The organism is Brevundimonas sp. LM2, assembly GCF_002002865.1.
In the GTDB taxonomy this organism is placed as follows: Bacteria; Pseudomonadota; Alphaproteobacteria; order Caulobacterales; family Caulobacteraceae; genus Brevundimonas.
The window spans coordinates 2,853,903-2,873,747 of the sequence record NZ_CP019508.1; the positions used below are offsets into that span (position 1 = coordinate 2,853,903).

22 protein-coding genes are annotated in these 19,845 nt (G+C 69.1%); 13 read left to right on the top strand and 9 right to left on the bottom strand.

Going from position 1 to position 19,845, the window contains the following annotated elements; all coding sequences use genetic code 11:
- The first annotated feature begins 76 nt into the window (after positions 1–76).
- The 4 genes from fliI (at position 77) to BZG35_RS14160 (ending at position 4,130) form a co-directional block, all read left to right on the top strand.
- Positions 77–1,417: a flagellar protein export ATPase FliI gene (gene fliI, locus BZG35_RS14145; protein ID WP_077356479.1), complete on the top strand. Its 1,341-nt coding sequence runs from the start codon at positions 77–79 to the stop codon at positions 1,415–1,417.
- Positions 1,418–1,430: 13 nt separating this feature from the next.
- Positions 1,431–1,841, top strand: coding sequence for a flagellar FliJ family protein (locus BZG35_RS14150; RefSeq protein ID WP_077356481.1), 411 nt, complete (start codon positions 1,431–1,433; stop codon positions 1,839–1,841).
- A 261-nt stretch (positions 1,842–2,102) separates the two neighbouring features.
- A complete protein-coding gene (locus BZG35_RS14155; protein ID WP_253189187.1) occupies positions 2,103–3,053 on the top strand; it encodes an endo-1,4-beta-xylanase in 951 nt (316 codons plus the stop codon).
- 30 nt (positions 3,054–3,083) lie between these two features.
- A complete protein-coding gene (locus BZG35_RS14160; protein WP_077356485.1) occupies positions 3,084–4,130 on the top strand; it encodes a Ca2+-dependent phosphoinositide-specific phospholipase C in 1,047 nt (348 codons plus the stop codon).
- 4 nt (positions 4,131–4,134) lie between these two features.
- Here the strand turns inward: BZG35_RS14160 and BZG35_RS14165 are convergent, their stop codons facing one another.
- A complete protein-coding gene (locus tag BZG35_RS14165) occupies positions 4,135–4,698 on the bottom strand; it encodes a peptidase S14 (RefSeq protein ID WP_077356486.1) in 564 nt (187 codons plus the stop codon).
- A gap of 132 nt (positions 4,699–4,830) precedes the next feature.
- On the opposite strand from BZG35_RS14165, the gene BZG35_RS14170 reads away from it, so the two are divergent.
- On the top strand, positions 4,831–5,055 hold the full coding sequence (locus tag BZG35_RS14170) for a hypothetical protein (protein ID WP_077356488.1): 225 nt from the start codon (positions 4,831–4,833) through the stop codon (positions 5,053–5,055).
- Here BZG35_RS14170 and BZG35_RS14175 read toward each other — a convergent pair.
- The 3 genes from BZG35_RS14175 to ctrA all read right to left on the bottom strand — a co-directional run bounded on the left by BZG35_RS14175 (position 5,008) and on the right by ctrA (position 6,999).
- Positions 5,008–5,295, bottom strand: a complete 288-nt coding sequence (locus BZG35_RS14175) for a hypothetical protein (protein ID WP_077356490.1) — start codon at positions 5,293–5,295, stop codon at positions 5,008–5,010. The two genes, BZG35_RS14170 and BZG35_RS14175, sit on opposite strands and share 48 nt — an antisense overlap.
- Before the next feature lie 85 nt (positions 5,296–5,380).
- Positions 5,381–6,097: a Crp/Fnr family transcriptional regulator gene (locus BZG35_RS14180; protein ID WP_077356491.1), complete on the bottom strand. Its 717-nt coding sequence runs from the start codon at positions 6,095–6,097 to the stop codon at positions 5,381–5,383.
- A gap of 194 nt (positions 6,098–6,291) precedes the next feature.
- The gene (gene ctrA / locus BZG35_RS14185) at positions 6,292–6,999 is read right to left on the bottom strand and encodes a response regulator transcription factor CtrA (RefSeq protein WP_077356495.1); all 708 of its coding nucleotides are present in this window, start codon (positions 6,997–6,999) and stop codon (positions 6,292–6,294) included.
- 291 nt (positions 7,000–7,290) lie between these two features.
- Between ctrA and BZG35_RS14190 the strand changes: the two genes are divergently transcribed.
- Positions 7,291–7,665: a hypothetical protein gene (locus tag BZG35_RS14190; protein WP_077356497.1), complete on the top strand. Its 375-nt coding sequence runs from the start codon at positions 7,291–7,293 to the stop codon at positions 7,663–7,665.
- Positions 7,662–8,417 carry a DUF6456 domain-containing protein gene (locus tag BZG35_RS14195; protein ID WP_077356500.1) on the top strand — a complete coding sequence of 252 codons (756 nt, stop codon included), beginning with the start codon at positions 7,662–7,664 and terminating at the stop codon, positions 8,415–8,417. The genes BZG35_RS14190 and BZG35_RS14195 overlap by 4 nt, the downstream gene beginning before the upstream one ends.
- 242 nt (positions 8,418–8,659) lie before the next feature.
- Here BZG35_RS14195 and BZG35_RS14200 read toward each other — a convergent pair whose 3' ends face one another.
- Positions 8,660–9,091 (bottom strand): SufE family protein, encoded by a 432-nt coding sequence (locus BZG35_RS14200; RefSeq protein WP_077356502.1) that lies wholly within the window; start codon positions 9,089–9,091, stop codon positions 8,660–8,662.
- 187 nt (positions 9,092–9,278) lie between these two features.
- On the opposite strand from BZG35_RS14200, the gene BZG35_RS14205 reads away from it, so the two are divergent.
- Positions 9,279–10,994 carry a HAMP domain-containing sensor histidine kinase gene (locus tag BZG35_RS14205; RefSeq protein ID WP_077356504.1) on the top strand — a complete coding sequence of 572 codons (1,716 nt, stop codon included), beginning with the start codon at positions 9,279–9,281 and terminating at the stop codon, positions 10,992–10,994.
- A 42-nt stretch (positions 10,995–11,036) separates the two neighbouring features.
- On the opposite strand, the gene BZG35_RS14210 is transcribed toward BZG35_RS14205, so the two are convergent.
- The gene (locus BZG35_RS14210; RefSeq protein WP_077356506.1) at positions 11,037–11,909 is read right to left on the bottom strand and encodes a hypothetical protein; all 873 of its coding nucleotides are present in this window, start codon (positions 11,907–11,909) and stop codon (positions 11,037–11,039) included.
- A 56-nt stretch (positions 11,910–11,965) separates the two neighbouring features.
- Between BZG35_RS14210 and BZG35_RS14215 the strand changes: the two genes are divergently transcribed.
- Both BZG35_RS14215 and BZG35_RS14220 read left to right on the top strand, forming a co-directional pair.
- Complete coding sequence (locus tag BZG35_RS14215; RefSeq protein ID WP_077356508.1) at positions 11,966–12,301, top strand: DUF1491 family protein; 336 nt, start codon at positions 11,966–11,968, stop codon at positions 12,299–12,301.
- Between the two features lie 239 nt (positions 12,302–12,540).
- On the top strand, positions 12,541–12,921 hold the full coding sequence (locus BZG35_RS14220; protein WP_077356510.1) for a hypothetical protein: 381 nt from the start codon (positions 12,541–12,543) through the stop codon (positions 12,919–12,921).
- Positions 12,922–12,936: 15 nt separating this feature from the next.
- On the opposite strand, the gene BZG35_RS18005 is transcribed toward BZG35_RS14220, so the two are convergent.
- Positions 12,937–13,095, bottom strand: a complete 159-nt coding sequence (locus BZG35_RS18005; RefSeq protein WP_171981969.1) for a hypothetical protein — start codon at positions 13,093–13,095, stop codon at positions 12,937–12,939.
- A 158-nt stretch (positions 13,096–13,253) separates the two neighbouring features.
- Here BZG35_RS18005 and BZG35_RS14225 point away from each other — a divergent pair, with 158 nt between their 5' ends.
- Both BZG35_RS14225 and BZG35_RS14230 read left to right on the top strand, forming a co-directional pair.
- A complete protein-coding gene (locus tag BZG35_RS14225; RefSeq protein ID WP_077356512.1) occupies positions 13,254–13,835 on the top strand; it encodes a Uma2 family endonuclease in 582 nt (193 codons plus the stop codon).
- 41 nt (positions 13,836–13,876) lie between these two features.
- Positions 13,877–15,523: a peptide chain release factor 3 gene (locus tag BZG35_RS14230; protein ID WP_077356514.1), complete on the top strand. Its 1,647-nt coding sequence runs from the start codon at positions 13,877–13,879 to the stop codon at positions 15,521–15,523.
- A gap of 39 nt (positions 15,524–15,562) precedes the next feature.
- Here BZG35_RS14230 and BZG35_RS14235 read toward each other — a convergent pair whose 3' ends face one another.
- A complete protein-coding gene (locus tag BZG35_RS14235) occupies positions 15,563–17,803 on the bottom strand; it encodes a bifunctional diguanylate cyclase/phosphodiesterase (protein WP_077356517.1) in 2,241 nt (746 codons plus the stop codon).
- Positions 17,804–17,975: 172 nt separating this feature from the next.
- On the opposite strand from BZG35_RS14235, the gene BZG35_RS14240 reads away from it, so the two are divergent.
- A complete protein-coding gene (locus tag BZG35_RS14240) occupies positions 17,976–18,668 on the top strand; it encodes a hypothetical protein (RefSeq protein WP_077356519.1) in 693 nt (230 codons plus the stop codon).
- Between the two features lie 43 nt (positions 18,669–18,711).
- Here the strand turns inward: BZG35_RS14240 and BZG35_RS14245 are convergent, their stop codons facing one another.
- Positions 18,712–19,809 carry an alkene reductase gene (locus BZG35_RS14245; RefSeq protein ID WP_077356521.1) on the bottom strand — a complete coding sequence of 366 codons (1,098 nt, stop codon included), beginning with the start codon at positions 19,807–19,809 and terminating at the stop codon, positions 18,712–18,714.
- Positions 19,810–19,845: the final 36 nt, after the last annotated feature.

A 19,845-nucleotide genomic window follows, 5' to 3' on the forward strand; every position in this document is an offset into this window, starting at 1 on the left:
TTCGGCGCGGACAATGCCGGCGTCGTCACGGCCAGGCTTCACCTTGCGTTAACCACGATCCCGCATCCGTTAACCCATGCGCAATCTCGTCGCCGCCGTCGAAGCCGTCGATCCCCTGGTCGTCACGGGCAAGGTCGCCGGCGTGTCCGGCCTGCTGATCGAGGCGCGCGGCGGGCTGTCCCGTCTGGCGGTCGGGGCACGGGCCGAGATCGGGCGGCGCGGCACCACCCCCCTGCCCGCCGAAGTGGTCGGGTTTCGCGACTCCAAGGCCCTGCTGATGCCCTTCGGTCCGGTCGAGGGCGTGGCTCCGGGGGCCGACATCCACATCATCGGCCAGGCGGCGGCGGTCTATCCGACCAAGGCCTGGCTGGGCCGGATCATCGACGCCTTCGGCCAGCCGATCGACGGCAAGGGCCCCCTGCCCCAGGGACCGGCCCCCTATCCCCTGCGCGCCTCGCCGCCCGCCGCCCATTCGCGCGGCCGGGTGGGCGAGCGGCTGGACCTGGGCGTCCGGTCCATGGACGTCTTCACCACCACCTGCCGGGGCCAGCGCCTGGGCATCTTCGCCGGGTCGGGCGTCGGCAAGTCGGTGCTGCTGTCGATGCTGGCCAAGCAGGCGACCTGCGACGTGGTCGTCGTCGGCCTGATCGGCGAACGGGGTCGGGAGGTCCGCGAGTTCATCGAGGAGACCCTGGGCGAGGAGGGCCTGCGTCGCGCGGTCGTGGTGGTGGCGACCTCCGACGAGCCGGCGCTGAAGCGGCGCCAGTCGGCCTATATGACCCTGGCCATCGCCGAGTATTTCCGCGACCAGGATCTGGAGGTCCTGTGCCTGATGGACTCGGTCACCCGCTTCGCCATGGCCCAGCGGGAGATCGGCCTGGCCGCGGGCGAGCCCCCGACCACCAAGGGCTATACCCCCACCGTCTTTTCCGAACTGCCCAAGCTGCTGGAGCGCGCCGGACCGGGGCCAATCCGGCCGGACGGGACCACGGCAGGGCCCATCACGGCCCTGTTCACCGTGCTGGTGGACGGCGGCGATCACGACGAGCCCATCGCCGATGCGGTGCGCGGGATCCTGGACGGCCACATCGTCATGGACCGCAAGATCGCCGAGCGCGGCCGCTTCCCGGCCATCGACGTGCTGAAGTCCGTCAGCCGGACCCTGCCGGCCTGCCAGACCCCGCCCGAGCGCGAGCTGAACCGCCGCGCTCGCCAATGCCTCAGCGCCTATTCCAGCATGGAGGAACTGATCAAGATCGGGGCCTATCGCGCCGGTGCCGACCCCATCACCGACCGCGCCATCGCCCTCAATCCGGCGCTGGAAGCCTTCCTCGGCCAGGACAAGGACGACGTCACCCGGATGGCCGATTCCTTCAACCGGTTGGAAAGCATTCTGAACCAAGGTCTGCTGCAGTGACCGGAGACTATCGATGACCGCCTGGGCCCATTCCCTGATCCGCATCTCCAACTATGAGGTCGAGACGCTGCAGAAGCGCCTGTCCGAGATCAGCGCCCGCAAGGCCTCGGCCGAGATGCGCCTGGCCGTGCTGGAGGCCGAGGCCGAGGTCGAACGCGAGCGCGCCCGCATGGACGCCGAGGCCGGGATGCTGCTGCAGGCCTATCTGGCCGGCTGGAAGGCCCGCAAGGGGGCCGCCGAATCCACCCTGTCCACCCTCGACGCCGAGGAAGAAGGCGCCCGCGACGCCCTGACCGGGGCCTATTCCGAGTTGAAGAAATTCGAACACGTCGCCGAAACCACCCGCCTGAACGCCCTCATCGCCGCCGGCAAGCGCGAAACGGCGGCGTTTGATGAAATGGGTCTGCGGAAGCGTAGCGCCTGACGGCCCTTCTCCCCTTGCGGGAGAAGGTGGCCGAGCAAAGCGAGGTCGGATGAGGGGTACAAGGACGCGGATGCGATGCGACCAATAGCCCCCAACGGCCAGACCGGGAATCACCCCTCATCCGGCCCTTCGGGCCACCTTCTCCCGCAAGGGGAGAAGGGACCGTCGCGTCGCCTCGTCCTCGCCGCGCCCTTCGCCCTCGCCGCCTGTGCCCGCACCGAGGCCGCGCCGGCGGTCCCGGCGACCCCGCTGAAGTCCCTCGTGCCCTTTCCCATCGGCACGGCCGCCATGGCGGGCCAGTTCGACGACCCCGCCTGGGTCCATCTGGCCCTGACCCACGTCTCCCAGCTCACGCCGGAGTGGGAGATGAAGATGGAATATATCCTGGCCGGGCCGGACGACTACCGCTGGGACGCCCCGGACCGGATCGCCGCCTTCTGCGTGACCCACGGCCTGCGCCTGCATGGGCATGCCCTGATCTGGTACGCGCAAGGGGCCGAGGTGTTCGAGGGCCTGGACCGCGCCCGCTTCATCGAAGCCTTCGACGGCTATATCGCCACCGTGGCCGGCCGCTACCGGGGCCGGGCGGTCGGTTGGGACGTGGTCAACGAGGCCGTGGCCGAGGACGGGAACGGCCTTCGCGACTGCCACTGGAGCCGCGCCCTGGGCCAGGACGGCTATATCGCCCGCGCCTTCGAACAGGCGAAGGCCGCCGACCCCGACGCGGTGCTGTTCCTGAACGACTACAATCTGGAGAACAATCCGACCAAGGGCGCGACCTTCCTCAGGCTGGTCGAGCGGCTGCTGAAGGCCGGCGTGCCGATCGGCGGCCTCGGTACCCAGTCGCACCTCGACATCGAGATCCCCGCCGGCCAGACACGCGCCTTCTTCCGCGACGCCGCCGCCTTCGGCCTGCCGATCCATGTCTCCGAGCTGGACGCCTCTCTGCGTTCCGAGGGCCGGATCGACACCCGCTCGCCGCGCCAGCGCATCGACCAGCAGACCGCCCGCGTCGCCGAACTGACCGAGGCCTTCGTCGCCCTGCCCCCGGCCCAGCGCTACGCCTTCACCGTCTGGGGCATGCGCGACACCGACAGCTGGCTGCGCCGCGACGCCCGCGACGACGGCAAGGACAGCCCGCTGCTGTTCGACGCCGCGGGACAGCCGACGCCGATGTTCGACGCGGTAGCCGGTGTCATACGCGCCCGATAGGGGACGGCTGTAAACCGGAGCCGCTGCGCCATGTCGTTTCTGTCCAAGGCCCTGCTGGCCGCCCTTAGCCTGCTGTTCGCCGCTCCGGCCTCGGCCCAGGATGATCTGAGGATCAACCAGATCCAGATCCTGGGCAGCCACAACTCCTATCGCCCCTACCCCGACGCGGCGATGCTGGCGGCGGTCCGGGCGGTCGCCCCGACCGAAGTGGCCGGTCTGGAGTACGGCCATCCGCCGCTGGATCAGCAGCTGGCGCTGGGCGTCCGCCAGTTCGAGTTCGACCCCGTCTCCGACAGCGCCGGCGGCCTGTTCGCCGCCCCCTACGCCGACGATCCCGAGGCTCTGCGGATCATGCGCGCGCCCGGGGCCAAGGTGCTGCACATTCCGCCGTTCGACTATCGCACCGACTGCCTGACGCTGGCCCTGTGCCTGCAGGGCGTGGCCGACTGGTCGGACGCGCATCCTGGCCATCCCCTGCTTGTCATCCTGGTCAACAATCGCGATGCGCCCGAGCCCTATACGGCCGAAGGTCTGGACGCGGTCGACGTCACCATTCGCGGCGTCTTCGGCCCGGACCGGCTGATCACGCCGGACCGCGTTCGCGGCGACCACGCCAGTCTGCGCGACGCCGTCCTGGCCCGCGCCTGGCCGACCGTGGAGGCCGCGCGTGGCAAGGTGCTGGTGGTGCATGACACCGGATCGCGCCTGAACGCCCTGTACGCCGAGGGCCATCCGGGTCTGCGCGGTCGGGCGATGTTCGGCTTCTATCCGGAGGACGCGGACGAGGCGGCGATCTTCAACATCCAGGACCCGGTTGCCGAGGGCGCCACGATCCGACGACTGGTGGCCCAGGGCTTCCTGGTCCGCAGCCGCGCCGACTCCGGCACGGTCGAGGCCCGCGCGGGCGACCTCGGCCGGCTGGAGGCTGCGGTCCAGGCCGGGGCCCAGATCATCAGCACCGACTACTATCCCGGCGCGCCCGATCCCCTGGGCCTCGGCTTCGTCGTCCGATTGGCCGACGGTTTCTCCCAGCCCAATCCCCGGGCCGCGGCGGCCGGCGGGGGCGACCACCCCTGAACCCCTAGATCACCGCGGACACCAGGCCCAGTTCGACCGCCTCGTTCGCCTCGATATACCAGTTGGCCGGCGCCCGGCTTTCCAGATCGTCCAGCGTCACCGACGAGCCGATGATCAGGTTCCGGAACCCCTCGCGCTGGATCAGGATCGAATGCTCGAGCTCGTGCAGCATGGCCTTCACCGTGGCCAGGCAGCTGGTGAGCGGCCCGTTGATGGCCAGCGTCTTGTCCATCTTGCGCTCGTGGATCATCAGCCGCGTGCCCCGCGTCAGAAACCGGTTTCCCGGGGCGAAGAAGCCCATCAGGGTCGCGCCCGCAGAATAGACCACGGCCTTGCCCAGGAAGGCGAACCGCCGGTCGGGGCTGATCTCGGACTGGAAGCGGATATCCTCCCCCATCATGCGCGCGACCTCGGGATCGCCGCCCAGGGTGGACAGCTCCAGAACGACCAGCCCCGTCTGCGGGGCCGCGTCCAGCTGGGCGCGGAAATTCCAGTACATGGCGTAGTCGACGTCCCCGCCGAGCAGGATGGCGGGGCGCGCGAAATCAAGGGCGTTCAGGTCGGTCATGGTCCGGTGTCGCTATGAGGAGGCGAAGACAGCGCCGACCGGCCTGTCCGGTTCCCTCTGCGACATCGACGCCCGGCCTTTTTCCATGGCCACGCTTGATGGTTGCACATCGCCGTCGCATCACCCGGCGCAATGATCGACAAGGACCACAAGAACGCCATCCTGGCCGCCGAGCGCGAGTTCGAACGACGCGAGAATCTGGCCCGCGCCCTGGCCGTTTCGGGCATCACCCTGATCGGCAGGATCACCAGCCCGGCCGACCCGGGCCCGCCGGCCGCCTCGCCCGCGCCGTCGGCGGCCCCCTCGCGCTCAGCCGGGCCGAAGGCCCTCTTGCACGACATCGGGTCCGAGGACTGAGCCGGCCGTATTCGCGAGCGCCAGCGGGCCTTGCCCCGGCGGCGAAACGCGACGGCTGTCCCGCTTGAACGACCCGAGCAGGGCGGCGTCCCGGTAGACCTCGACGTGGGAATAGTCGCGCGTCATGAGCAGCGTCACCTGGGCGATGTCCCTGGCATCGTCGTCGCCATCCAGCTCGATCGACTCCGTCAACGGAGACCGGGAGGGACCGTCATGAAGGCGCAGCTTGTAACGCGGCATCGGAAGGCTCCAGCACGGCCTTCGATCAATATTGAGAATTCGCCGGTCGATTTCCATCGAAAATCGAAGGGCGCGGCATTTATCCTCAGGTTTCGCCCGCCGGCGATGCGCGCCTCCGGTCGGCGACGCCCTTGGCCGCGGCGTAACATTCGCAGGCGGCGCGCTCCAGAATGACGCGGTCGGTGATCACGACCTTGCCCCGGGAATAGGTGATGGCCCCCGCGGACGCCAGGGACTGCGCCGCCTCGTTCACCGTGGTCCGTTGGGCCCCCAGCATGTTGGCGAGGAACTCCTGCCTCATGAACAGGGTGTCACCGCCCGCTCGGTCGTGCGCGCGCAGCAACCATTTGGCGAACCTCTGCTCGGTCCGGTGCAGCGCGTTGCAGGGCGCGGACTGCTCCAGTTCGACCTGAAGCGACGCGTCGTAGAGGGCGAGGACATTGCGCAGGCCAGGGTGGTCGGACGAAAGTTCCCGCAGGCGTCGCGCCTCGATCCGCAGCGCGTTGCCCGCCAGCTGACCCACATACCGGACGGAGGTGCGATAGGGGGTGAGCCAGGCCGTGACCCCCGTGAAGCCCTCGAAGCCGACCATATAGGCCTCGACGGTCTCGCCGGTGGTCATGATCGACACAGCGGAGATGATGCCGTGGTTCACGAAACAGATGTGGCGGACGTCTTCGTCAGGTTCGCCGAACACCTGTCCGAGCTTGAAGTTGAAGTCCGACAGATGCGGCGCGATGGCGTCACGGTCGGTCTTGCTGAGCTGTTCGAGAAGCGCGTTACGTCGGTGAAGCTTAGCCATAAAGGCCCCTAACGGATCGCTCTGCGCGGCGTCAGTCAGAAAGTGACATAGTTCAACTTGGAGACGGCTTGCGGCCTCGCGACGTCGGGGTCAGGGCCGGGATCCGCTCGAGGGTGCGACCCACGGTCCTTGAGAACGCCAAACGCCCGCCGGTCTCCCGGCGGGCGTGGATTCGGTTGGCCGGAGCCAGGTCGTCAGGCGGCGGCGCTGACCGGGGACGCGTTTTCAGACGGGTCGCGCAAGACATAGCCGCGGCCCCAGACGGTCTCGATGTAGTGTTTGCCGCCGGCGGCCGTGGCCAGCTTCTTGCGCAGCTTGCAGATGAAGACGTCGATGATCTTCAGCTCGGGCTCGTCCATGCCGCCGTACAGGTGGTTCAGGAACATTTCCTTGGTCAGGGTAGTGCCCTTGCGGAGCGAAAGCAGCTCCAGCATCTGGTATTCCTTGCCGGTCAGGTGGACTCGGTGGCCGTGCACCTCGACCGTCTTGCCGTCCAGGTTCACGGCGATCTCGCCGGTGTGGATGATGGCCTGGGCGTGACCCTTGGAGCGACGGACCACGGCGTGGGTGCGCGCGATCAGCTCGTCCTTGTGGAAGGGCTTGGTCATGTAGTCGTCGGCGCCGCCGCCGAAGGTCTTGACCTTGGTCTCGATCTCGGTCGAGCCCGACAGGATCATCACCGGGGTGTTGACCTTGCCCACGCGGAGCTGCCGCAGCACCTCAAGCCCGCTCATGTCGGGCAGGTTCAGGTCCAGAAGGATCAGGTCGTAGTCATAGATCTTGCCCAGATCGATGCCCTCTTCGCCCAGGTCCGTCGTGTAGACGTTGAAGCCTTCCGACTTGAGCATGAGCTCGATGCTCTGTGCGGTCGCGTGATCGTCTTCGATAAGCAGAACGCGCATTCGGTGCCCCTCCAGGCAAAGCTTGATCATATGACCCGGCTGATGGTTCCGGGTAACCTTGTTCGAGAGTTAACCGGCGAAAAACTTAAGAATGGTTAACGTGTCCCCTATTGAGACGAATCTAGGCTGATTTGCGAATCGAGGTCGAGACTCCGCGAGTCAACGATTCGAATTATTTTAAGATTTCGTTCGGGCCTGCACGACACGACCGATTCTGACGGGTCACAAGACTATATTCCTAGCCTTGCGAGAGGGGTCAGCCGACGTCCTCGTTTCAAGGAGGGGACGATCATGATGAGGAGCGCATACCGCGTCGCCGTGTCGGAAGAGGATCGCGGCAGGGCGGATCTGGTGGTTCAGATCGTCTCGCTGCGGTTCGGCCTGCCGGTGACGGCGATCCGGGCGGACGGGCGGCTGTCGCGCGCGGCGCTGCGGGCCCGGCGGGTGGCCATGTATCTGGCCTATGTCTCGTTCGAATGGCCCCAAGAACGGGTCGCCCATGCCTTTGCGGTCAATCGCCAGACCGCCGCCAACGCCTGCGTCCGGATCGAGGACGCGCGCGACAACGCCGAGCTGAACGCCCTGCTGAACGAGCTGGAGGGGGCCATCCACGCCATCGTCGGCCAACCTGGAGACGGCGCGCCTGGCGTGCCGGCGGCGGCGTGAGCGTCGAGACGGAGGCGTGGGATCTGCCCGACTCTCCCACAGTCGCCCGTGCCCGTCGCCTGCTCGCCCGGCCCAGCGCCTGGCTGGCCGAAGCGGCGGCCGGCCGCTACGGCCTGCGGCTGACGGCCGATCGCCGGACGCGGCCGATCATGACCCTGGACGAGACCACCTTCCGCGCCCTGGTCGCCTCGCCGGGACTGAAGGCCAGGCCCCAGGGCGGCTGGGTCGCGGTCCCGTCCCGGGCCGGGGCCGCCCCTCCCCCCGCGGGCGTTCCTAGCCGCATCGCCGGCGAAAGGCTTGTGATGCAGGCCGACGGCCGCCTCACGACCCACCGGTCCAATCTGGGCGAAAGCCCCGTCGCCTGGCTGGCGCGCCGCAAGGATGCCCACGGCCGGCCCTGGCTGGAGCCGGCCGAGGTCGCGGCGGCCGAACGCCTGCGACACGACGCCGAACTGGCCCAGGCCGGTCCGTCCCTGACCATGCGCTGGGACGCCCTGCCGCGCGCGGGCGGAGGCTCCGCGGCGCGGATCGAGCCGGGCGACCGCGCCCTGGCCGCCGGACGCCGGGTCGCAGAGGCGCTGAGCGCCTGCGGCCCCCGCTGCCGCGCCTTCGTCGAACAGGCCTGTCTGCGCGACACCGCCCTCCAGGCCGCCGAGCGCGCCCTGGGCGTCCCGCGTCGACAGGGCAAGCTGCTGCTGAAGGAGGGGCTGGCGGCGCTGGCGGCGCATTACGGGATAGGCGGTAGGCAGTAGGCAGTAGGCAGTAGGCAGTAGGCAGTAGGCAGTAGGCAGTAGGCAACAGGCAACAGGCAACAGGCAACAGGCAACAGGCAACAGGCAACAGGCAACAGGCAACAGGCAACAGGCAACAGGCAACAGGCAACAGGCAACAGGCAACAGGCAACAGGCAACAGGAAAATCTTAAGCTAAGGGAAAACGCACTATAACCACCCGGCCCGCGGACCGCCTACTGCCTACTGCCTACTGCCTACTGCCTACTGCCTAACTTCCCCCATCGCCTCCTGCCGGATCCGGCCGACCATGGCGTTCAGCCCGTTGGCCCGTTGCCGGGTCAGGGCCTGGGGCAGGCCCAGGCGGTCCAGCGCCGCCTTGGCGTCGAAGGCCAGGATCTGGTCGGCCGGCCGCCGCGAATAGAGCTTCAGCAGCAGGGCCACATTGCCTTTGGAGATCGCGCTGTCGCTGTCGGCGCGGAAGACCAGCCGGTCGCCCTCGCGTCCCGAGGCCAGCCAGACCTGGGCGGCGCAGCCGGGCACCTTGTTCGGCTCGATCCGATCAGCGTCCGGCAGGGGCTCCAGGTCCTTGCCGAGATCGATGACATAGGCGATGCGCTGCTCCCAGTCCTCGAGGACGTCGAAATCCTCGATCAGTTCGGCCAGGGTGTCGTCGATCGTCGCGGCGTCGGTCATGGGGCGCAGATAGTCCGGCCGACCCGTCAGGACAACGGGACCGATCGTCCTTGGCCGGTGCCCCCTCTCGGCCTCGGGTTCGCCTTGCACGGGTGCGGGCTTTGGCCGACTCACCCGGACCTCTAGGATAAAGGGTCGGGCCCTCCCCTCCTGCCCGCGTTTTGCCCAAGGCCGTCCGGATTTCCGCTTGACCGCATCCCCCCCGTCAACCCCAGACGCCCCGCCTGCTCCGGTTCGGCCGGGCGTGGGCGAAGGCGTGCCCGCCCTGGCGGCCTGGCACGGGGCCTGGGCGGCCGCCGCGACGGTCATGACCCTGGGCGGGCTCTGGCCGGGAGCCCTGGACGGGCCGGCGGCCTTCGGCTGCCTGGCCATGATGGTCCCCGGCCTGGCGGGCCTGGCCCTGATGGCGCGCGACGGAACGGGCGAGCGGGCCCTGGTCCTGGTCGTCTGGACCGTGTCCGCCGTGGCCGCCGCCGTGCTGTCGGGAGGACTGGGCGGGCCTCTGGTCGGATTCATCACCATGCCGTTCGTGGCCGCCCTCGCCCTGGGCGGACCGCGACACGGCGTTCGCCTGGCCCAGGGGGGGGCCCTGGGATGCGCGGTCGCCGCTGTCGGGGGTCAGATGTCGGCCGCCTTCATCGGTGCCCCGGGCCTCGACATCGGCATGGCGACGGCGTCCAGCCTGCTGGCGTCGCTCGCGGCGGTCCTGGCGGTGCGCCTGTCCTGGCGTTTGCGCGAATCCCGTCTGACGGCGGCGGAAGAGGCCACGCGGCGGGTCGAGGGCCTGCTGTCCGGTCAGCCCGGCCTGACCCTGGTGCTGGAGCCGACGGGTCGGGTGATCGGGGCCTATGGCTCCGCCCCCCCGGCCCTGCTGGTCGATCCCCTGTTCGATCAGGGGCTGATCGCCTCCGTCCACGCGCCCGACCGCCCGGCGATCCTGGCCGCCATCGACGCGGCCCTGCGCGGCCAGGCCGCCGAGGTCGCCTTCGCCCCGCGTCAGGCCCTGGACCGGCGCGTCATCCTGATCCTGCGGCGCTTTGACGACGGCCACACCGCGTCCTCTGGCCCGCCCCGCCTGATCGCCCAGGCCTTCGACGGCACCCGCCAGTTCGCCATCGAGGTCGGTCTGGAGGCCGCCCGGGCCGAGGCCGAGGCCCGCGACGCCGGCAAGACCCGCTTCCTGGCCAATATGAGCCACGAGCTGCGCACGCCGCTGAACGCCGTGCTGGGCTTCTCCGACGTCATGCGCCAGCGCCTGTTCGGTCCCCTGTCGCCCAAATACGGAGAGTACGCCGACAATATCCACGAGGCCGGCTCGCACCTGCTGGACCTGATCGGCGACGTGCTGGACGTGTCCAAGATCGAGGCCGAACGCTATGAGCTGAATCGCGAACCCTTCGACGCCCGCGAGGTCGTGTCGGCGGCCGTGGCCCTGGTCAGGGTCGCCGCCACGGACAAGGAGGTCAGCCTGGCCAGCCTGCTGCCGGACGAGGTCCTAGAGGTCGAGGCCGACCGCCGGGCGCTCAAGCAGATCACGCTCAACCTGCTGTCCAACGCCATCAAATTCACCCCGGCGGGCGGCTCCGTGACCCTGACGCTGGAGACCATCGGGCCCTATCTGGAGCTGATCGTCTCGGACACCGGCGTCGGTATCGCCGCCCGCGACCTGCAGCGCCTGGGTCGCCCCTTCGAACAGGCCGGGGCGGCGGACCAGAAGGCCAAGGGCACCGGTCTGGGCCTGTCGCTGGTCCGCGCCCTGGCCGAGCTGCACGGCGGCCGCATGAGCATCGACTCCACCCTGGGCGAGGGCACCGCCGTCACCGTCCGCCTGCCCGTCGTCACGGTCGCCCGACCCGTGCCGGTCGAAGGGGCGGAAATCATCCCGCTGAACGCGGGGGGGTAGACGAGCCTCTCCCTCCCCTTCGGGGGAAGGAGAGTCCGGTCTTCAGACCGTCCCCAGCCCCACGAACGCGCGGGCCGCCGCGAAATCCCCGGCCTCGAACAGGGTGGTGGCGACGCTGCCGTCGCGGAACAGGAATTCGACCAGGAAGGGCTCGCGCGGGTCCAGCACCGCCAGGGCGTCGGCCCCCGAGGCCGGAAAGCGCCAGATCTCGCCCTGGGTCCGGCCGGTGGCCAGCAGGGTCGGGGCGGCCGGGCCGGTGCCGGCCGACCAGATCGTCTTGCGCGCGCGCTCGGGCGGCAGGGCGGCGGACCCGGCCGGGGTCAGCCACGGACGGCTGGCCAGGGCGGGATCGCGCATCACGATCCGCGCCGCATAGGGTCGCGGCCGACCGACGAAGGACACCACCGCCGTCAGGGCATTTCCCCCCGTCGGCATGGCGCTGAGCCCGAACCGCACCGGCGAGGCCCCGACCACCGACGGCTGGACCAGACGCCAGGCCACATCGACCCGCCGGACCCGATCGGCGGTCCAGGTGGCGCGGTCGCCGGTGAACTCCATGCGCGGAATACGCTGCCAGCCGGCGAAGGCGTCGGCGACCCGGTGGCGGACGGTGGCCAGTTCGGGGTTGGCGCAGTCGACCCGCGCGGCCCGCGACCGCGCCCGCGCGGCGGTGGCGTTCAACGTCGTCTCGCTGACCCCGCCTCGCAGCGCCGCGCCGCGCGCCTGCAGCGTCGCCGCGCCCAGGGCCCCGGCCACGGGCGCGCCGAACAGGCGGCATTTCTTGTCGGCGGCGAGAACGAAGGTCCGGTCGTAATAGGTCCCGCCGCCCTCGGCCGAGGCGAGCACCGGCGACAGCGCCACGACGGCGGCGATCGCCACGGCGCTGGCGGTGCGGGGGAAAGAGCCTATCCTCATCCCCCGACCGTAAGGACGTCGTCGTTCCGGTCCCGTTTCCGAGCAAGGTTACCGAAGTGCTTCTGAACTCAGACCTGTGGGTCGGCGCCCTGATCCGCCGCGCCCAGATCGAGGGGGCCAATGCCACCGTCGTGCGCCGAGGCGACGCCCGCGCCGGGACGGTGATCGTTAAGGCCTACAACACCTCCGACCGCACCGCCCGCGCCTATGCCGAGGCCGTCGGCACCGACGGCGACCGTCTGTGGATCCAGCCCGTCAGCGGCACGGAGAGCGATATCGACGCCTGGATCGACCGCCAGCGCGGCTACGACCCCGACCTGTGGGTGGTCGAGATCGAGGACCGCCAGGGGCGGCATTTTCTGACGGAGAAAGTGGAGGATGCGGGAGGGTAGAGGGGGTGGCTGGTTGCTGCCAAGCAATGCGGCATGGCGGGCCGAGGCCTTTGCCCGCTCACCGGAGCCGTTCGACAAGCGGGACCGCCCTGACCCCCAGCCACCAGCCACCAGCCACGCAACCGCCTCTCCCCCCTCCCCTAACACCTCGCTAACCCCGTTCAGACACGGAACCGAAAACCAGCCGGGCCTACGGTCGGGCTGTCGACAGAGCCGTCGGCGCGATCGAGTGCCCCCCTATGCTGTTTCTGATGAACGACGTGGTGTTCGACCTGGACGAGGCCTCTCCGGTCCCGTCGGCCGACGCGCGCCGGTTCGAGAAACTGGGGTTCGACTATCTGATGGAGCTGGGCTGCGAGCTGTTCGCCGCGGACCCGCTGCTGCATCGGAGCGATCCGGAACGGGCGCGCCGCCTGGCCTGGCTGATCCATCAGCGGTCGCCCGAGGTGAACGCCGCCCTGTTCGCCGCGCCCGACTACGACTGCGATCCGGCTCTGGTCGAGCCGCGCTTCTGCGCCCTGCCGGCGGCCGTCCTGCGTCAGCTGCAGGCCAAGAGCGGCAAGGGTCGGCTGGACGCGGTCACGGCCGACCGCGCCGTCTGGGGCCGTATGGCGGCCTGAGCCGTCGCCGCTGTCCTAGAACAGCGCCGCCATCGCCACGTGAACCAGCAGCGCCGTCACGACGATGAAGCCGAAGCCTCCCGCCAGGCCGATCGCCGGGTGAAGTGTGCCTTTCGGCGTGTCCCGGCCATGCCGGGCGGTCGAAAGGCGGTGTCCTGAGTCAAGCAAGGCCATGATCGTCTCCTTCTTCCCTGCGGCGTCAGGCTCGCGTCCATGACGTCTCGCAAAGGGAGGATGCGCTCGATAACCCCGTCTGGCGAGGGGTTTTTGCGACCTCGGGGCCCGTCGCCGAAATCGTCGCAGCACCGCTGGATCTCGGCTATTCTGCGGGCATGAACGCCGCGCTCCAACGCATGACCGCCGACGAGTTCCTGGTCTGGAGCCAGCAGCAGGCCGAAAGCTGGGAGTTCGTCAGCGGCCATCCCGTCCTGCGCCACGCCGGCTCGACAGACCTGATGACCGGCGCGACCGAGCGGCATGATCGGATCGTCACCAATCTGATCGCGGACCTGCATCAGAAACTTCGTCGCGGGCCTTGCCGGGTCAAGACGGCCGATCAGGCCACCGCCATGCCGACGGGCAATATCCGCCGCCCCGATGTCACGATCGACTGCGGCCCGCCTAACCCCGACAGCCTCTCCACCAGCGTCCCGACCGTACTGTTCGAGGTCTTGTCGCCCTCGACGCGCCTGATCGATCTCGTCAAGAAGACCGAAGAATACAAGACGCTGGAAAGCCTCAAGCACATCGTTCTGATGGAGGCGGACGTCGTTAAGGTCATGATGTGGACCCGCAATGCCGAAGGATGGAGTCTCGAAGCCTTCGAGACGATCGAGGCGGTCCTGCCGCTGACCGGCATCGGCGTGGACCTCTCCCCGGCGGACGCCTACGACGGCGTCACCCTGGCCCCATAGCGGTTCGACATTTCGGGCCGTCCGGGCTACCTCCCGCCTCCATGTCGAAACTGACCCTGAACGAGGAGGCCCTGCGGCGCAGGACCTTCGCCATCATCGCCCACCCCGACGCCGGCAAGACCACGCTGACCGAGCATATCCTGCTGTCCGGCGGGGCCATCCGCGCGGCCGGGGCCGTGCGGGCGCGGGGCGAGAACCGGCGCACCCAGTCCGACTGGATGAAGATCGAGAAGGAGCGCGGCATCTCCGTCTCCGCCTCGGTCATGACCTTCGAACACACCACGTCCGACGGCGTGGCCAAGATGTTCAACCTGCTCGACACACCGGGGCACGAGGACTTCTCGGAAGACACCTACCGCACCCTGACCGCCGCCGACTGCGCCATCATGGTGCTGGACGCCGCCAAGGGCATCGAGCCCCAGACCCTGAAGCTGTTCGAGGTCTGCCGCCTGCGCGACATCCCGATCATCACCTTCATCAACAAGCTGGACCGCGAAGCCCTGGACCCCCTTGAGTTGCTGGACGAGATCGCCTCCAAGCTGCAGCTGGACCCCGCCCCCGTCTGGTGGCCGGCTCAGAGCGGCAACCGGCTGCGTGGCATGGTCGAGATGAACACCGGCACCTTCCAGCCCTATGCCCGCAAGATCCCCGGCGCGACCGAGGACGCCGGCCATCCCCCCGCCCTGCCCCTGTCCGAGGCCGCCCACTATTTCGAGCCGGGCGAGCATCAGGAACTGATGGACGCGGCCGAGCTGGTCACCGGCGGCTACCCGGCCTTCGACCGCCAGTCCTTCCTCGAGGGCCATATGACGCCCGTGCTGTGGGGCTCGGCCCTGCGCCATTTCGGCATCGACGAGCTGCTGGCCGCCATCGGCGAATGGGCCCCCCCTCCGAAAGTCATGCCGGCCCGCAAGGAAGCCCCGCCCGAGACCCGGAACGCCCCGGCTCCGGTCGAGCTGTCGATCCAGCCCGGCTCGGACGAGGTCACCGGCTTCGTCTTCAAGGTTCAGGCCAATATGGACCCCAACCACCGCGACCGGATCGCCATGTTCCGCATGGCCTCGGGGTCGTTCAAGCGCGGCATGAAGCTGAAGGTGCAGAACACCGGCAAGTCCCTGTCGGTCAACGCCCCCATCATGTTCTTCGCCAGCGACCGCGAACTGGCCGAGGACGCCTTCGCCGGCGACGTCATCGGCATCCCCAACCACGGCGTCCTGCGCGTCGGCGACAGCCTGTCGGAAAGCGGCATGATCCGTTTCGCCGGTCTGCCGAACTTCGCCCCGGAGATCCTGCAACGCGTCCGGGTCAAGGATCCGCTGAAGGCCAAACACCTGAAGAAGGCGCTGGACGGCCTGGCCGAAGAGGGCGTGACCCAGCTGTTCCGCCCGGAGATCGGCGCCGACTTCATCGTCGGGGCGGTGGGCCAGCTGCAGTTCGAGGTCATGGCCGACCGCTTGGGCGAGGAATACGGGCTGGAGGTCATCTTCGAGCACAGCCCCTATGCCGAGGCCCGCTGGATCGACGGCGCGCCCGCCGACGTCGAGGACTTCATGTCCAAATACCGCGGCCAGATGGCCCGCGACATCGATCAGGCCCCGGTCTTCCTGGCCAAGTCGTCGTGGGAGACGGGCTATGTGACAGAGCGGTTCCCGAAGGTGGCCTTCACAAAGACCCGGGAACGCGGCTGAGCCGAACCGCCCCGTCCGGTAACGCCCCTGCGCGAGCGCCTAGGCGGCCGAGGCGATGCGGCGTTCGGGGGCGAACCGCGCGTCCTGGCCCGGCAGGTCGACCTTCTGGCCGTCGTACATCCGGGCGATCAGGTCGGCCCCGACCGGCGGGCTGGACAGATAGCCCTGGAACTCGTTGCAGCCCACCGCCGCCAGGCGGAGCCACTGTTCGGTCGTCTCCACGCCCTCGGCGATCACCCGCATGTTCAGCGAGCGGCCGAGATCGATGATGGTCGAGACCAGCACATCGGCGCAGTTCGACAGGCCGATCTCGACCACGAACGAGCGGTCGATCTTGATCTTACCGATTGGAAACCGGCTCAAATAGGACAGGCTGGAATAGCCGGTGCCGAAATCGTCGATGGCCAGGGAGAAACCGGCCGCGCGCAGCGCCCGCAGCTGGGCGGCGGTCTCCTGACCCTGATCCACCAGAACCCCCTCGGTCAGTTCCAGCTCTATGTTCGACGGCTGCACCCCCATGGCCTCGGCCAGGGCCACGATCCGGGCGGTGAACCCGCCGTCCCGAAGCTGCAGCGCCGAGACATTGATGGCCGTCTTGACGTTCGGCCAGCGCAGACTGTCCCTGAAGGCGCGCTTCAGCGTGAACATGCCCAGGGCTTCGATCAGACCACACTCCTCGGCCAGGGGCACGAAGACGGCGGGTGAGACGGCGCCGTAGGTGCTGGAGGTCCATCGGACCAGGGCCTCGACCCCGATCAGGTTGCGCGCCCGATCGACCTGGGGCTGGTAGACCATGGTCAGGGCCCCGGTATGCAGATCGCGCTTCAGGGCCTCCTGCATGCCCCGCCGGAGGCGCAAGGCCTCGTCCATGTCTGGATCGTACACGGCGAACCGCGATCGACCTTGGCGCTTGGCGGCGAACAGGGCCAGGTCGGCCCGCCGCAGCACGTCGCCCGCGTCGCGGTCCTCCGCGCTCAGAAGGGCCACGCCGACGCTGGCGCTGGTCTGGATCCGGCCGATGCTGAGGGCGAAGGGTCGCGCGATGGCCTGAACGATCGCCTCGGCCCAGGCCTGCGCCGAATCCGCGTCGGTCAGCGGCTGTAGCAGGGCGAACTCGTCACCGCCGATGCGGTAACAGACCGCCTCCGCGTCCGCCATCCGACGCAGACGACGCGCGGCGAACCGCAGCAGCTCATCGCCGAGGCTGTGACCGCTGATATCGTTGATGTCCTTGAAGTTATCGAGATCGATGCAGTGGAGCGCGTAGCGCGGCCCGTCGGTCGCCTCGACCTCGACCAGTTCCGCCAGCCGGGCCTCCAGGGCCGCGCGGTTGCCCAGGCCGGTCAAGGTGTCGTGATAGGCGATATGCACCGCCCGTTGCTCGCTTTCGATCACGGCGACGGTCGCGGCATAGGCGCGACGATAGGCCGCCAGGGCTACGATCAGGATCGCGGACAGCAAGGCCAGCGTCAGGGGCAGGAAACGGGCCAGCAGCGCCCCGCCCGGCCGCTGAGGGGTCCAGTCCACGGTGGCCACCACCGTGCCCCGGGGATCGGCGATGCTGGCGTGGGCCTCGCCGGGTTCGTCGCGGGCGTCGTCCAGATGCAGATGGGCGTCGGTCAGCATGTAGCGCGCGGCGAAGGCGTCGATGAAGGCCTGATCGACCCTATGCCCGGTCACGACGACGGGGGCCCGGCGGCCCTGGATCCGGGCGGTGCCGAAATCGGGCTGCACCAGGGTGGCCGACAGCACGAAGAGATCCTCGCCCACCCGGTCGATCGCGCTGGCGGTCAGGGCGGTCATGGGCTTGTTGGCCTGGGATGGGGTCGTGGTCGTGATGCGCAGCGCCTCCGCCTGGCGGACCCGAGCCACGAGGCCGGCCATCGGACGCTCGAGGTTTTTGTAGGCGGACAGCGGCGCATCGCGCCCGCCGTCCATGCCGTAGAGTGGCCTGTCCTCCGCGTTCAGCACCCAGGAGAACTGGAATCCGTCGGTGACGTGCAGATAGGTGCCGATGTTGTCCCGGGCCCAGCCGCGGTCGAAACGGTTGTCCAGATGGACCACGGCCTCGTCCCACACCGCCTGGGGCACCACGCCGCGCCCGATCTCGGCGACGCGCGACGCCAGGCCGTTGTCGACCAGGACCTGCTCGCGCTCGCGCGACACGCGGTCGAAACTGTCCGACATCCGGGTCAGGGTGACGCCCAGCAGAACGATCGCCAGCAGGCCCCCGCCGGCGACTTTCCAAACCTCGTTCTTCGCCCTCGCGCGCTGTGGCAACGGATGCCCCTGATGTCCAAGCGTCACAGTAGCGCGCGATACCTAACAACGTTCTTCCCGACACGGTAAACGCGACCCTCGCGCGGCCAGATGGGCCGGGCTCGATGCGGTCTGTGAAACTCTCGGCCCCGCCCGCCATTGTTCTGTCGCGACCGCATGATGGAAGAGACGCATGATCGAACGTTCCTCACCCCCACGTCCGAGCCTGAGGCTGATCCTGTTCGCGGGCGGCCTTCTGCTGACGGGCGCATCGGCCTCGGCCCAGGACCAGGGCAGCGCCACGACCCGGTCCCTGAACACCGGTCCGGCCGGGTCCGTGCTGACGCCCCGGCCCAACGCCCAGCCGCCCCTCGCCCAGCCCGTCCCGCCCCGGGCGTCCGCGCCTGAGGCCGCGCCGCGCACGGCGGAGCGAACGCTCGAGGACCTTCTGGGCGAGACCGAGGCCGGCCCGACCCTGCCAGACGCGCCGGTCGCCAAGGGCGTCACCTTGGCCGAGGGCGAGAGCGAGCCGGCCCCCATTGCCCTGGCCCTCGGCTACTATGCTAGGGGCGACAAGGACTGCGCCGAGGTCTGGCCCGGCGACGGCGATCTGGCCTTCGCCACACCGACCGCCTTCACGATCGATTTCGGCGGCTGCGAGCCCGGCCCCTGGCAACAGACTGGTCCCAACAGCTGGCGCGAGGAGCAGCGCTGCCAGACCGAGTTGGGTGGAGACGCCGGGGCCTATACGATCAGCTATGAAGTTCTGGACGCCGGCACGCTGAAACGCACCGCCCGCCTGGCCATCGACGGAACCGTCGAGGAGGATCAGTGGAAACACTGCGAACCGGCGGACATCCCCGAGAATGCGCGGTTCAAGTCCTGACGCGGACGACCGCCGGCCGCTCGGCCGGCGGTCGGGTCGCCGATCAGGCCGCGGCCGTCTCCAGCGTCGGATAGTCGATATAGCCCTCGGCTCCGCCGCCGTAGAAGGTGCCCTGGTCGGGGGTGTTCAGGGGGGCGTCGGTCTTCCAGCGCTCGACCAGGTCGGGGTTCGCCAGAACCGGCACGCCGATGCTGACCAGGTCGGCGCGGCCGTCATCAATCGCTTTCTGAGCCAGTTCTTTCGTCAGGCCGCCGTTCAGCATGAAGGGGCCGTCGAAGGCCTCGCGCATCTGCGCCGCCAGCTGTGGCGCGCCGCCCTTGATCGCCATCGGCGTGTCGGGCTCGCCCTCGATCACATGCAGATAGGCCAGGCCGAACGGCTTCAGCGCCGCGGCGACGTGCAGGAACAGCGGCCCCGGGTTCGAATCCATCGTCCCGTTGGCCCCGTTCGACGGCGACAGGCGGACGCCGACCCGGTCGGCGCCGATCGCCGCGACCACGGCCGTGACGACCTCCAGCAGGAAGCGGGTGCGGTTCTCGATCGAGCCGCCATAGCGGTCGTCGCGCTGATTGGAGCCGTCCTTCAGGAATTGGTCGATCAGATAGCCGTTGGCGGCATGGATCTCGACGCCGTCGAACCCGGCCTTCCTGGCCATCTCGGCGGCATGGACATAGTCCTGCACGATGGCGGCGATCTGATCCTCCGTCAGGACGCGCGGCGTCTCCATCTGGGTCATGGTGAAGTCGGGCTTCATGATCTGGCCGACGGCGGCGATGGCCGAGGGGCCGTAGCCCGGCAGGCCGTCCGACTGGTAGGCCGAGACCGAGACGCGGCCGACGTGCCACAGCTGGGCCACCATCTTGCCGCCCTTGGCGTGGACCGCGTCCAGGATCGGCTTCCAGCCGGCGACCTGTTCGTCGGTGAAGATGCCGGGCGTGGCCGGATAGCCCTGGCCCGAGCGGCTGATCTGGGTGGCCTCGGAGATGATCAAGCCGACCGAGGCGCGCTGGGCATAATATTCGACCGCCATCGGATTGGGGACCTCGTTCGCGATCGCGCGGCTGCGGGTCAGGGGGGCCATGGCGATGCGATTGTTCGCATGGATGGCGCCGAGGTCGAACGGATCGAAGAGGGAAGTCATTGAGCACACATGCTGTTGCGGTAGCGCGAAAGGTGG

What these genes read in the sequence shown, in the direction of transcription:
- BZG35_RS14190 (WP_077356497.1), top strand. Translation starts at nt 7,291, where the DNA reads ATGATGAGGAGCGCATACCGCGTCGCCGTGTCGGAAGAGGATCGCGGC.
- BZG35_RS14175 (WP_077356490.1), bottom strand. Translation starts at nt 5,295, where the DNA reads ATGCCGCGTTACAAGCTGCGCCTTCATGACGGTCCCTCCCGGTCTCCG.
- BZG35_RS14225 (WP_077356512.1), top strand. Translation starts at nt 13,254, where the DNA reads ATGAACGCCGCGCTCCAACGCATGACCGCCGACGAGTTCCTGGTCTGG.
- BZG35_RS14240 (WP_077356519.1), top strand. Translation starts at nt 17,976, where the DNA reads ATGATCGAACGTTCCTCACCCCCACGTCCGAGCCTGAGGCTGATCCTG.
- BZG35_RS14200 (WP_077356502.1), bottom strand. Translation starts at nt 9,091, where the DNA reads ATGACCGACGCCGCGACGATCGACGACACCCTGGCCGAACTGATCGAG.
- BZG35_RS14245 (WP_077356521.1), bottom strand. Translation starts at nt 19,809, where the DNA reads ATGACTTCCCTCTTCGATCCGTTCGACCTCGGCGCCATCCATGCGAAC.
- BZG35_RS14150 (WP_077356481.1), top strand. Translation starts at nt 1,431, where the DNA reads ATGACCGCCTGGGCCCATTCCCTGATCCGCATCTCCAACTATGAGGTC.
- BZG35_RS14230 (WP_077356514.1), top strand. Translation starts at nt 13,877, where the DNA reads ATGTCGAAACTGACCCTGAACGAGGAGGCCCTGCGGCGCAGGACCTTC.
- BZG35_RS14160 (WP_077356485.1), top strand. Translation starts at nt 3,084, where the DNA reads ATGTCGTTTCTGTCCAAGGCCCTGCTGGCCGCCCTTAGCCTGCTGTTC.
- BZG35_RS14165 (WP_077356486.1), bottom strand. Translation starts at nt 4,698, where the DNA reads ATGACCGACCTGAACGCCCTTGATTTCGCGCGCCCCGCCATCCTGCTC.
- BZG35_RS14220 (WP_077356510.1), top strand. Translation starts at nt 12,541, where the DNA reads ATGCTGTTTCTGATGAACGACGTGGTGTTCGACCTGGACGAGGCCTCT.
- ctrA (WP_077356495.1), bottom strand. Translation starts at nt 6,999, where the DNA reads ATGCGCGTTCTGCTTATCGAAGACGATCACGCGACCGCACAGAGCATC.
- BZG35_RS18005 (WP_171981969.1), bottom strand. Translation starts at nt 13,095, where the DNA reads ATGGCCTTGCTTGACTCAGGACACCGCCTTTCGACCGCCCGGCATGGC.
- BZG35_RS14180 (WP_077356491.1), bottom strand. Translation starts at nt 6,097, where the DNA reads ATGGCTAAGCTTCACCGACGTAACGCGCTTCTCGAACAGCTCAGCAAG.
- BZG35_RS14210 (WP_077356506.1), bottom strand. Translation starts at nt 11,909, where the DNA reads ATGAGGATAGGCTCTTTCCCCCGCACCGCCAGCGCCGTGGCGATCGCC.
- fliI (WP_077356479.1), top strand. Translation starts at nt 77, where the DNA reads ATGCGCAATCTCGTCGCCGCCGTCGAAGCCGTCGATCCCCTGGTCGTC.
- BZG35_RS14170 (WP_077356488.1), top strand. Translation starts at nt 4,831, where the DNA reads ATGATCGACAAGGACCACAAGAACGCCATCCTGGCCGCCGAGCGCGAG.